The sequence below is a fragment of the Sphingobium terrigena genome (genome assembly GCF_003591655.1).
Classification (GTDB): domain Bacteria; phylum Pseudomonadota; class Alphaproteobacteria; order Sphingomonadales; family Sphingomonadaceae; genus Sphingobium; species Sphingobium terrigena.
Genome location: NZ_QVRA01000011.1, coordinates 12,357 through 24,145 on the forward strand (window position 1 = coordinate 12,357; position 11,789 = coordinate 24,145).

The 11,789-nt window shown below is 65.7% G+C and carries 11 protein-coding genes; 6 read left to right on the forward strand and 5 right to left on the reverse strand.

What is annotated here, in order from left to right; all coding sequences use genetic code 11:
* Positions 1-144: 144 nt before the first annotated feature.
* Together D0Z70_RS13185 and D0Z70_RS13190 are read left to right on the forward strand one after the other, a co-directional pair.
* Positions 145-1,320 (forward strand): RsmB/NOP family class I SAM-dependent RNA methyltransferase, encoded by a 1,176-nt coding sequence (locus D0Z70_RS13185; protein WP_119747160.1) that lies wholly within the window; start codon positions 145-147, stop codon positions 1,318-1,320.
* 91 nt (positions 1,321-1,411) lie between these two features.
* On the forward strand, positions 1,412-1,933 hold the full coding sequence (locus D0Z70_RS13190) for a tetratricopeptide repeat protein (RefSeq protein WP_182913966.1): 522 nt from the start codon (positions 1,412-1,414) through the stop codon (positions 1,931-1,933).
* Between the two features lie 250 nt (positions 1,934-2,183).
* On the opposite strand, the gene rsmA is transcribed toward D0Z70_RS13190, so the two are convergent.
* The 4 genes from rsmA to D0Z70_RS13210 all read right to left on the reverse strand — a co-directional run bounded on the left by rsmA (position 2,184) and on the right by D0Z70_RS13210 (position 7,746).
* Entirely contained in the window at positions 2,184-3,023 is an 840-nt protein-coding gene (gene rsmA, locus D0Z70_RS13195) for a 16S rRNA (adenine(1518)-N(6)/adenine(1519)-N(6))-dimethyltransferase RsmA (RefSeq protein WP_119747164.1), read from the reverse strand.
* Positions 3,013-4,053 carry a 4-hydroxythreonine-4-phosphate dehydrogenase PdxA gene (pdxA, locus tag D0Z70_RS13200; RefSeq protein WP_119747166.1) on the reverse strand — a complete coding sequence of 347 codons (1,041 nt, stop codon included), beginning with the start codon at positions 4,051-4,053 and terminating at the stop codon, positions 3,013-3,015. The genes rsmA and pdxA overlap by 11 nt, the downstream gene beginning before the upstream one ends.
* Entirely contained in the window at positions 4,031-5,416 is a 1,386-nt protein-coding gene (locus D0Z70_RS13205; RefSeq protein ID WP_119747168.1) for a peptidylprolyl isomerase, read from the reverse strand. Before D0Z70_RS13205 ends, pdxA begins: the two co-directional genes overlap by 23 nt.
* Positions 5,417-5,502: 86 nt before the next feature.
* Positions 5,503-7,746: an LPS-assembly protein LptD gene (locus D0Z70_RS13210; protein WP_182913954.1), complete on the reverse strand. Its 2,244-nt coding sequence runs from the start codon at positions 7,744-7,746 to the stop codon at positions 5,503-5,505.
* A gap of 217 nt (positions 7,747-7,963) precedes the next feature.
* On the opposite strand from D0Z70_RS13210, the gene D0Z70_RS13215 reads away from it, so the two are divergent.
* From D0Z70_RS13215 to ndk, 3 genes are all read left to right on the forward strand, one after another.
* A complete protein-coding gene (locus D0Z70_RS13215; protein ID WP_119747170.1) occupies positions 7,964-9,409 on the forward strand; it encodes a leucyl aminopeptidase in 1,446 nt (481 codons plus the stop codon).
* Entirely contained in the window at positions 9,409-9,846 is a 438-nt protein-coding gene (locus tag D0Z70_RS13220; RefSeq protein WP_119747172.1) for a DNA polymerase III subunit chi, read from the forward strand. The genes D0Z70_RS13215 and D0Z70_RS13220 overlap by 1 nt, the downstream gene beginning before the upstream one ends.
* A gap of 89 nt (positions 9,847-9,935) precedes the next feature.
* The gene (gene ndk / locus D0Z70_RS13225; protein ID WP_019053398.1) at positions 9,936-10,358 is read left to right on the forward strand and encodes a nucleoside-diphosphate kinase; all 423 of its coding nucleotides are present in this window, start codon (positions 9,936-9,938) and stop codon (positions 10,356-10,358) included.
* Between the two features lie 254 nt (positions 10,359-10,612).
* On the opposite strand, the gene D0Z70_RS13230 is transcribed toward ndk, so the two are convergent.
* Positions 10,613-11,287, reverse strand: a complete 675-nt coding sequence (locus D0Z70_RS13230; protein ID WP_182913955.1) for a glutathione S-transferase family protein — start codon at positions 11,285-11,287, stop codon at positions 10,613-10,615.
* A 162-nt stretch (positions 11,288-11,449) separates the two neighbouring features.
* On the opposite strand from D0Z70_RS13230, the gene D0Z70_RS25355 reads away from it, so the two are divergent.
* Complete coding sequence (locus tag D0Z70_RS25355; RefSeq protein ID WP_239018914.1) at positions 11,450-11,788, forward strand: hypothetical protein; 339 nt, start codon at positions 11,450-11,452, stop codon at positions 11,786-11,788.
* Position 11,789 lies beyond the last annotated feature (1 nt).

Sequence of the window (11,789 nt, forward strand, 5' to 3'; positions counted from 1 at the left end):
CTCCCCGGTACGGGGAGGGGGACCGCTGGCGAAGCCAGTGGTGGAGGGGGGGCGCCGTTGGGCGCTACCTCTCCTGTCGTTGCGCTTGCCTCCCGCCCCCTCCACCAGCCTTCGGCCGGTCCCCCTCCCCGTGCCGGGGAGGATATGACCCCCGCCGCCCGCCTTCAAGCTGCGATAGAGCTGCTCGACGCTATCATCGCGTCGGCGCGGGACGGTGGGCCTGCTGCCGACACGCTGATCGCGCGTTATTTCAAGGAGCGGCGCTACGCCGGGTCGCGCGACCGGCGGGCGGTGCGCGACCATGTCTATGACGCGATCCGGCGCGCGGGGGAGCGGCCCGATACCGGGCGCGAAGCCATGATCGGGCTGGCGCAGGAGCGGCCCGATCTGGCCGCGTTGTTCGACGGGTCGGCCCATGCGCCGATGCCGATCGAGCCGGGCGAGGCCGGGGCCAGCGCCGGGGCGGTGCCGGCATGGCTTGCGCCGCTGCTGGCCGCGCCGGTCGAGCAGGACGCCCTGCTGGGTCGCGCGCCAGTCGATCTGCGGGTCAATCGGCTGAAGGCCACGCCTGCCGCCGTCGCGCCGCACCTGCCCGACGCTCAGCCGATCGCCGGATTGCCCGATGGCCTGCGCCTGCCCGAAGGCTTCCCGGTCGAACAGGCCGATCCATGGAAGCAGGGGCTGGTCGAGGTGCAGGATGGCGGCAGCCAGATGATCGCGCTCGCCTGCGGCGTAGCGCCCGGCATGACGGTCGTGGATCTGTGCGCCGGAGCGGGCGGCAAGACGCTGGCGCTGGCCGCGGCGATGGCGGGGCAGGGGACGCTGATTGCCGCCGATACGATCCGCGCGCGACTGGCGCGGCTCAGCCCGCGGGCCGAACGGGCGGGCGCGACCTTCATCGAAACGCTGCTGATCGATCAGGGGCATGAGGGGCGGGGACTGGACAGCCTGAAGGCGGAGGCCGATGTCGTGCTGGTCGATGCGCCCTGTTCAGGCACCGGCACCTGGCGCCGCAACCCGGAGGCGCGCTGGCGGCTGACGCAGGCGCGGCTCGATCGGCTGGTCGCGGAACAGGCGCGTATTCTGGATTTTGCCGCGCCCTTGCTGGCCCCCGGCGGGGCGCTGGTCTATGCTACCTGCGCGCTGACGGATCAGGAGGGACGCGATCAGGTGGACGGCTTTCTGACCCGGCATGACGGATGGACGGCGGAGGCGCTGGATATGCCGCTGGGCCGCGCCCATGGCGCTGGCTGGCTGCTGACGCCGGGCCATGATGGCACTGACGGTTTCTTCTTTGCGCGGCTGCGCCGGTCGGCATGAAAGCGGCGGCGTGAAACAGGCCATGGACAAGCGCCCGCAAAATGGCGACACTTGGACCACATCAATGCCTGAAACATGGCTGGAGACACTCATGCGTTTTACCCCCGCCTCGATCGCGCTCGCCGCTGTCCTGACCACCGTGTCCAGCGTCGGCCTGACCCAGCGCCCCGACGCACAGATCGAGCCGCGCTCGATCGAATGGCAGAAAGCCGGTGCTGCGGCCTTTGCGGCGGGCAATCTGAACGGTGCGACCGATGCGCTGGAAAGCGCGCTGGCGGTCGATCCGCGCAACCGGGCCGCCTATGTCGATCTGGCCCAGGTCGCCCGCGCACAGGGGCTTCAGGGCAAGGCGATCCGGCTTTACAAGGAAGCGCTGCTGCTCGACCCGACTGACGTGACCGCGTTGGCGGGGCAGGGTGAGGCGATGGTGGAGAAGGGCGCGCTGGCCAAGGCCAAGGAGGTGCTGGCCAAGGCGCAGAGCCTGTGCAAGGCCGATTGCGCGCCCGTTGGCAAGCTTGCCGCGGCGATCCAGAAAGGGCCGCCCGCCGTGGCGCTGACCGCCAAGGATGCCGTCCCGACCGCCCCCAAGACGGTGCCGACCGAGACGCCGTAAATAGGATTTGCTGGGCTTAACTTCGCATATTTCCCGGTAAATGCGACATTTTATTATCGGATTGCGATAGATTATTATGCGGGCCGTTTTGGGTGTCGACGGTGAGAAAGAGCCTGTGGGCGCAATGTAACATGGCTGGCGGCGTGTAGGACAGAGGTCGTCCCGTGCGTCTGGTGTGCGACGTTTCTCGACTTCGCTCGAAACGAACGGATCACAGTGAAGTCAGCGCGCTATAGGGCGCAAGTCGGGTCTACCGCCCCAGCACCCGCGCCACTGCGACAAACTCCTCGACGCTCACCGTTTCCGCGCGGCGTTGCGGGTCGATGCCGATTTCGGCCAGCGCATCGAGCGCGCCGGGCAGGCCTTTCAAACTTTGCCGGAGCATCTTGCGGCGCTGGCCGAAGGCGGCGGCGGTCAGGCGTTCGAGATGTTTGAGTTGCACCCCGTCCGGCGCGGCCTTGGGCGTCAGGTGAACGACGGCGGACATGACCTTGGGCGGGGGAGTGAAGGCGCTGCGGTGGACCTTCATCGCGATGCGCGCGTCGCTGCGCCATTGGGACAGGATGGCAAGGCGGCCATAATGGTCGGTGCCGGGCTGGGCGACGATCCGTTCGGCGACCTCCATCTGGAACATCAGCGTCAGGGTCGACCACCAGGGCAGCGGTTCCCAAGGCGCTGACAGCCAGCCGATCAGCAGCGCGGTGCCGACATTATAAGGCAGGTTGGCGATGATATGCGCGCCATCGCCCGCTTCGGCGCGGGCGTCGATTGCCATCGCGTCACCCGACAGGACACGCAACTGCCCCGGAAAGGCGGCGTCCAGTTCAGCCAGCGCGGGCAGGCAACGCCGGTCACGCTCGACCGCGACCAGTTTTGCACCTGCGCGCAGGATGGCGCGGGTCAGGCCGCCGGGACCGGGGCCGACCTCGAACGCGGGCTGGCCGTCGATCGCGCCGGGGACAGCGGCGATCCGGTCGAGCAATTGTTCGTCGAGCAGGAAATTCTGCCCCAGCGCCTTGCTGGCCTGAAGCCCGTGCGTGGCGATCACCTCCCGCAGTGGCGGGAGCTTCACCTTGCCCTCAGCAGACATAGGCGGCACGCGCGCGGGCGGCGTCGGCGGCCATGCGCAGCGCGGCGATCATAGCGCCCGGATTGGCGCTGTCGGTGCCTGCAATGCCAAAGGCGGTGCCATGGTCGGGCGATGTGCGGATGATCGGCAGGCCCAGCGTGATATTGACGCCATCGTCGAAATTCAGCGTCTTGATCGGGATTAGCGCCTGATCATGATACATGCACAGCGCCGCATCATAGGCTTCGCGGGCGCGGGCATGGAACATGCCGTCGGCGGCCAGCGGTCCGACTATGTCATAGCCTTCGTCGCGCAGCGATTCGACCGCCGGGCGGATGATGTCGATTTCCTCCCGCCCCAGCGCGCCGCCTTCGCCAGCATGGGGGTTCAGCCCCGCGACGGCGAGGCGGGGGCGGGCAATGCCGAAATTCTTTTGCAGTCCCTTGGCCGTGGTGATCGCGCGGGCGCGGATCAGGTCGATGGTCAGCGCGGACGGTACTTCGCTCAATGGAATATGGATCGTGACCGGCACGACCTTGAGCGATGGTCCGGCCAGCATCATCACCGCATTATGGGCCGACACGCCGCAGCGTTCGGCGACGAACTCGGTCTGGCCGGGGTGGGTGAAGCCCACGCCGTACAGCTGTTCCTTGCCCACCGGCGCGGTGACGATGCCCGCCGCCGATCCCGACCGGGCGAGGCCGACCGAGGCTTCGAGCGATTCAAACGCGGTGCGCGCGCCGTCGACGCTGGGGGTGCCGGGGATGATCTCGCCCGCCTGTCCGACCTGAAGGCAGGGCAGGGCCGATCCGAAGGCGGCGGCGGCTTCCTCCGGCGCGCTGATCATCGCGATCGGGCCGAGCCAGACCGCGCGCAGGGCCGCGACGTCGCCCACCGCAAAGAAGGGCGGCAGGCCGCGTGCGTCGCGCATCACCCAGCTTTTGGCGACGATTTCCGGCCCGATCCCGGCAGGATCGCCGAGCGAGACCGCAAAGGGCAGCGGCGGCTGGCCGACCGGGGGGGTGGCGTCAGTTATATTCGATGATCGCATCACGACGCAGATCGCGCAGATAGATGCGCGCACGCTTGTTGACCCGTTCTTCTTCCAGCTGCGCCATAATCTGTTCGGGATTGGGCGCATTGGCCGATGCGGGATCATCACGGCCACAGACGATCAACACGCGAACGCCGTCGGTGATGGAGCCGAAGGGCGGCGTGGCCTGACCGACCTGGAGGTTGAGCAGGATTTCCTGCAACTGGGGCGGCAGGTCGCGCAGCTTCACATTGTCATTGTCGACCACGTCCGCGCCAATCTTTGCGCCCACCTCATTGGCCTGGCCGCAGCCCTTGATCTCCTTGATCGCGGCGGCGAAACCTGCGGCCTTGGCGCTCGCCTGTTCCTTGGTCGTATCCTTGGGGAAGAGCACGGACAGCTGTTTCAGGCTGAGCAGCGAATCGCGTGGATCGGCGGTCAGCACCTTGCGCTTGTCCATCACATAGATCAGCGACACGCCGCCTGCGACCTCGATCGGCCCGGCGATCTGGCCGACCTGCATGTCGGCGGCGGCGGTCGCCAGTTCGGGCGGCAACTGCACCGGGCGGACCCAGCCCAGATCGCCGCCGACCGCTGCGGTCGATGCTTCGGAAAATTGCCGGGCATAGGCGGCAAAGCTGCCGCCCTGCTGGATCTGCTGGATGATGTTGCGCGCGTTGGCGACAATCTGATCGCGATTTTCCGGGGTCGCCGACAGATAGATTTCGCCGATGCGCAGCTCGTCGCTGCCCTTGGCCGCGTTCAGCCGGTCGACCACCGACTTCACTTCATCTTCGGACACATTGACGAAGGGCTGAATATTGCGCCGTTGCAGGCGGCTCCAGGCGAGTTCGCCCTCAATCTGGCGCTTGATGCTGGCGGCCGAGCTGCCCTGGCTGCGCAGATAGGCGTCGAACTGGGTTGGCGACTGGCGGAAATTGGCCGCGACCCGCTCATAGCTTTGCTGGATTTCGGCCGGATCGACCTTGATGTCGTTGGCGGCGGCTTCCTGAATCTGGAGCGTTTCGTCGATCAGGTTGCGCAGCACCTGCACCCGCAGACGCTCCTTTTCTTCCGCTTCCACCTTGCCGCCATTGGCGGTGATGATCAGCGCGAGGCGCTGGTCGATGTCGGTGCCGGTGATGATGCGGCCGTTGACGATGGCGGTTGCCTTGCGGACATTGGGGTCGCTCTTGCCAAAGACTGTGACGTCCCTGGGCAGGTTGAGCTGCTGGCTGGCGACGTCGCCGCCGTCATCGACCGTCTGCGCGGCAACGCCCTGCACCCCGACGCCAAGCAGCGCTGAGGACAGGAACAGGGTGCGCAGGGCCGAACGAACGGCGGGAAACATGCGGGTGGGCGTGGAAACGACAGGCAGCATCGTCGGCAAATATCTCCAATACGGTCCGGCACGGATGCGCCAGTCCGCCTGAACCAGCCCTGACAGGGTAGCGGGAAGGGTGATCCTTATATGCCAATATTGCGGAAAGCTAGCCGAAGCTGGAAAGCATTGCCTTTTCGCGCGTCGCCATTGGCCTGATAGTCGCGCCGCCAGGTGAGGCCGAGCGTCAGACAATCATCCTCATAGGCGATGCCCAGCCGATGGCGAACCGGCTCATAACCATCGGCAATGCTGAGCGGATCTTCCTTGCCATCGGTCAGATCGATCACGGTAGAGCCGAACACCGACCAGAAGCGCGCGAACTGGATACGCCCGCCCAGCCGCAATTCCTCCCGGTCCTGCAAATCCTCCAGCGCGGCCAAAGCATCGCGGTTGAGCCGCAGATAGCCGACCATGGCATAGGTATTCCTGCTGCCCACGGTCGCGTCCAGCTCATTGCGGCGGACGGCCAGATGGTCCTTGTCCAGTCGGAACCGGTGGGTGAAGCTGATGAAATCCTTGTAACGCACAGTCGTGCGGCCAACGATGTCGGACGTGCGATCCGACAGGCCGGTGCCGTCGGGCAGGATGCTGGTGCGGCTGTTCAGGCGATAGCTTTGCCCCACGATGGTCTGGAGCGAGAAGTCGGGCAGGGACAGGCTATATTCGATGCCGTAGGTGACCCGCGTCGAATCCTCGAACCGGTCATAGCCGGCGAAGCGGTTGAGCGCGAAGAGGTTGCTGTCCTCCAGATCGACGGCGCGGGCATCCTCATTGGGTAGCGACAGGTTGGCGAGTTTCGGCGCGGCGACGATCTGGACGCGCGGGGCGATCCGTTGCACCCCGCCAAAGGCTTCGCCGATGAAGGGCCAGCGCATGTCCACTGCGGCGGCGGCGATGCCGCGCGCCTGCCAGCCCGGATCGCCAGCATAGCTGGCGGTCGTCGTCAGCGCATTGTCGCTGCTGTGATAGGCGTCGCCGCGCAGATAGCCGGTGAAGGTCACTTCCTGCCCCATGCCGGTCAGCGTGCGCAGATTCCATTCGGCAGCGGCAAAGGCGCGTTGCGTATCCTGGCCATGGGTGCGGGTGATCGCCAGCGTATTGGCCTGCAATTGCAGGACGCCGCCCAGCAGCGGGTCTTTCAGCCGCAGCCGATAGTCGATGACCGGCAGCGCGATCGGCGTCTGCCCCTGCGAATCGCCTGCGCGCAGCGTCTGCACCGCCCAGCCGCGCAGCGAGAAATAGCTGTTCTGGCCGATTCGCTGCGCGCCGAGGGTCGAGCGCAGCCGGTCATCGCGGCTGATGTCGTAGCGGCGCAGGAAGGTGCGGTCGCTGGCGAAGCGGATCGATCCATCGACGCTCCATTCCGGCGTCAGCTGCAATCCGCCGCTGGCGTCGAGATAGAAGCGCGGATCCTTTTCGGATGCGGCGGGCGTCGTGCTGCTGCTGTCTCCGGTGGCGACGCGGCTGCCATAGGTGGCATAGCCGGTGATCTGATAGGCACCACGATCATAAAGATGGCGGAAACCGGCCTCCAGCATCGGCAGGCTGTTGCTATAGACATGCGGCGTGACCGTCAGGTCGCGATTGGGCGCCAGCTTGAAATAGTAAGGCAGCGCGACTTCAAAGCCGTTGTTCCGGTCATAGCGCAGATTGGGCACCATCAGGCCGCTGCCGCCGCCTTCGCCCACCGGATGGGACAGGCCGGGCAACGGGATCAGCGGCAGGCCGAACAGCTCGATATTGGCGTTGGTGTAGGTCACCCGCTCGCGCGTCGGGTCATAGACGACCTTGACCGCGTTGATCTGCCAGGTCGGTTCCTTGGGGCAGCCGTCGCTATCCTCGACCGCGCAGCCGGTATAGGCGGCGCGGTTGAGCGTATAGATGCCGTTGGTGCGGGTGCCGGTGGCCGCTGCCAGCCGACCGCCCGACTGGAGGACCAGCAGCATATTGTCGACCACGCCGTCCTTCAGCGTATCGGTGACGTCGAACCGGTCGCCATAGGCGATATTGCCGTCGGGATCGGTGACCGAGACATTGCCGATCGCCTCCACCTTGCCACTGGTGCGGTTCCACACGACCTTGTCGGCGCGCAGGCGATTGCCATCGCGCAGCAGCTGCACCGCGCCGCTGGCGGTGACGATTTCGCTATTGCTGTCATATTGCAGCGCGTCGGCGGAAAAGCCGATCTGGTCGTCGCTCGCCGGAACGGGGGCGTCGGGCGCGCTGATCGGCACCTGCGGTTCGTTGAGCTGCTGCGCCATGGCCGGGGCGGTGACCGCAAGGCACGACAAAGCGCAGCCGATCAGCAGGGCGGGGCGCAAAGACATGAACTTTGAAGGGGGGGACATAGGGGAGGTAGCCAAACGGTCAGGCCTCATGAAGGGGCGGTATCAGCGCCTGCCTATCGCACTGCTTGGCGCGCGCCGCAATCGCTGCGCTACGCTCTTTTCCGGCAAAATCGGTCGAACGCCTTTGCCAGACGGGGCAAGCCGCACTATTTGGCAAGGATTACGTCTCAAAGCCCGAACAAGAAAAGGTCCCTTGATGGATATCGCGATCAGCCCGACCCGTCCCGATGCCGACACTCTGGTGCTGGCCCTGCCCAAGGGCGCGCCGGACAGCCTGCCGGTCGCTGCATCCGCGACGCTGGTGGCGGGCGCTGCGGCGGCGCGCTTTACAGGCGAAGCGGGCGCGACGTTCGAGAGCTTCGCGGATGAGGGCGGCAAGGTGCGGCGCATCGTCCTGCTGGGCACCGGCACGGGCAGCGACGCGGACCTGGAGCGGGCGGGTGGCGCGCTGACCGCACGGCTGTTGACCAGTGGCGCGACCCATGCAGCGGTCGAATTTGTCGGCGGCGCGAGTGGCGAGGGCGCGGCGCGGCTGGCGCTGGGCGCGCTGCTGCGCGGCTGGCGGATCGATACCTACCGCACCCGCCAGCCGGAAAAGGCCAAGCCCACGCTGGCGACGGTCACGATCGTGTCGGCGGACGCTGGCGCGGCATGGGACAGGCACGCAGCGGTCGCGGCGGGCGTGGCCCTGACCCGTGAACTCGTGTCGGAACCCGCCAATATCATCTACCCCGAAAGCTTCGTTGCACGCTGCCAGCACCTCGCTGAGCTGGGCGTCAAGATCACGGTGCTGGACCGCCCGGCGATGGAAGCACTGGGCATGGGCGCGCTGCTCGGCGTGGCGCAGGGGTCGGTGCGCGATGCGCGGATGTTGGCGCTGGAATGGGACGGCACGAATGGCGCGGCCGAAAAGCCGCTCGTGTTCGTCGGCAAGGGCGTGACCTTCGATACGGGCGGCATTTCGATCAAGCCCGCCGCCGGCATGGAGGACATGAAGTGGGACATGGGCGGCGCGGGCGCGGTCGCTGGCGCGATCAAGGCGCTGGCCGGGCGCAAGGCCAAGGCGCATGTCGTGGGCATTTGCGGCCTGGTTGAAAATATGCCCGACGGCAATGCCCAGCGTCCCGGCGACATTGTGACCTCCATGTCCGGCCAGACGATCGAGGTGATCAACACCGATGCCGAAGGGCGACTGGTGCTGTGCGATGCGCTGACCTGGGCGCAGAAAACCTACGCGCCCGATACGGTGGTTGATCTGGCGACGCTGACCGGCGCGATCCTGGTGTCGCTGGGCGATCAATATGCCGGGCTTTTCTCCAACGACGATGGCCTGTCGGACGATCTGACCGCAGCGGGCAAGGCGAGCGGCGAACCGCTGTGGCGCTTCCCGCTGTCCGACGCCTATAACAAGCTGATCGACAGTCCGATTGCCGACATGAAGAATATCGGCGGCCGCTATGCCGGGTCGATCACCGCCGCGCAGTTCATCAAGCGTTTCATCGACGATGGCGTCAAATGGGCGCATCTCGACATTGCGGGGATGGTGTGGGCCGACAAGCCCGGCGCAACCTTCGACAAGGGCGCGACCGGCTATGGCGTGCGTTTGCTCGACCAGTTTGTGGCGGACAAGTTCGAGAACTGATGCAGGTCGATTTCTATCAGCTGAGCCGCGATCCCGTCGATCAGGTGCTGCCCGCCATTGCGGCGCGCATCCTGGCGATGGGCGCGCGCCTGCTGGTGGTGGCGGACGAAGCGGACCGGCTGGAGCGGATTTCCGCCGGGCTGTGGAATGGTCCGCCCGACAGTTTTCTGGCCCATGGCCGCGCGGGCGAGGCGGGGGAGGGGCATCAGCCGATCCTGCTGGGCGCATCCTGCGATGCGGCGAATGGCGCGCGCCATGTCGCGCTGGCCGATGGGCTGTGGCGCGACGAGGCGCTGGATTTCGATCGGGTATTCCACTTCTTCGACGATTCAACGATCGAGGCGGCGCGGGCGAGTTGGCGGGCATTGGCCAAGCGCGACGGGATCGAATCCCGCTACTTCAAGCAAGACGGCCGCAAGTGGCTGCAAATGGCATAGAAGGGGCGAAGGTGAAGCCCCTTGCGGCCCGGCCCAGCCCCGTCTAAAGGCGCGCCCAGCATTTCCAACCATTCGGAGTATCGAGGGCCATGGCCGTCACGCGCACTTTTTCGATCATCAAGCCCGACGCGACCCGTCGCAACCTGACCGGCGCTGTCACCAAGATGCTGGAGGAAGCCGGTCTGCGCGTCGTCGCATCCAAGCGCATCCGCATGAGCCGCGAACAGGCCGAAGGCTTTTACGGCGTCCACAAGGAACGCCCCTTCTTCGCTGACCTCGTCGCCTTCATGATTTCCGGCCCGGTCGTCGTTCAGGTGCTGGAAGGCGAAAACGCCGTGCAGCGCAACCGCGACATCATGGGCGCGACCAACCCCGCCAATGCGGACGCCGGCACGATCCGCAAGGAACTGGCCGAATCGATCGAAGCCAATTCGGTCCATGGTTCGGACAGCGAAGACAATGCCGCGACCGAAATCGCCTTCTTCTTCAAGCCGGAAGAAATTGTCGGCTGATCCACGCTGCGGCGTGAGAGCGAATAGGGGCCGGGGAGCGCGTGCTTCCCGGCCCTTTTTCTTTGTTCCCCTGGTCAATCGATCGGCCGCTCGACTGGCTCCCAAGCACCGTCATATTGAACATGCTTCAAAATCCATGGCGCAACCGTCGTTTAACAAGATAAGCGGAGAGCGAATGGATCCTGACTTTCGTCAGGATGACGGCAGGTGCATTTGGCGCCGCCAATAGCGCCCCATTTTGCCGTCCGGTCCCTTCAAGCCACCTGTGGCGGGACTTCGAACCGGTCGATCACCCAGTCCTCGGCCTGCGCGCCGCCGATCCATTCCTGCATCCACGGATGGGCGATGATGGCGTGCATATAGGCTTCGGCAAAGCGGGCCACGGGCAATTGATAGGTGATGAGCCGCGTCACCACCGGTGCGAACATCACGTCGGCGGCGCCAAACGGGCCAAACAGGAAATCGCCCTGCCCGCCATGGCGGGCGCGGGCCTGCGCCCATAGCTGCATCAGGCGCGCCAGATCCTGCTTGACCGCTTCGGACGGTGGCACCGCATCGTAAATCTGGCGGATATTCATGCTATGCTCGCGGCGCAGCGCGGCGAAGCTGGAGTGCATTTCCGCGGCCATCGATCGGGCCATGGCGCGCGCGGCGGGATCGGTCGGCCAGAATTTCTCGTTCCCGGTCTTTTCATTGAGATATTCGACGATGGCCAGACTGTCCCACACGACAATATCGTCGCCGTCCCACAGGATCGGCACCTTGCCGGACGATGGCGCAAACTCGTCGCCCTCGCGCCGCTTTTCCCATGCCTCGTCATAGAGGGGGACGACCGCCTCTTCAAAGGGCAGGCCGGACAGCTTGCACGCCAGCCAGCCGCGCAGCGACCAGCTCGAATAGGCTTTGTTACCGATAAACAGCTTCATCATGGCGCTGCTTTAGCCACAGCGGCGCGCATAAGTCGAGAGCGGGAAACCGGGTGGCGGACCAGCTTGCCAATCTGGGCATGGAGGCGGTCCATCCCGACGCGGGCAGAGGGTTAAGGCCGACCGACATTCCGCTTCGGGTGCGAAACATGTTCGATCGGGAGGATGGCGGATGCCCATGTCCCCATCGTCGCGATGCAGCACCAGATCTGCACTATCGACGTGCAGTTCATCGTCGATGCCGACCAACATGACACCGCCGTTCGTGTGCTGCGCCGAGCGCTGGAGCGAGCCGGGCGGGGTAGGATGGCGATCGGCAGCGGGCGGATCGGCTGGACCGGCCATTGTACCATATTCTACGGGCACTTTTTCAATTGCCTCGCTGCATTCATGCGTTCTGCCGGTCATTACGCGTTGCTAAATTGTGAGATTATGTTGCAACGCAGCGAGGGTCCTTGCGTTGCAAAGGGGCGTGCATATACGTCGCACAAATCACGTCCATGAG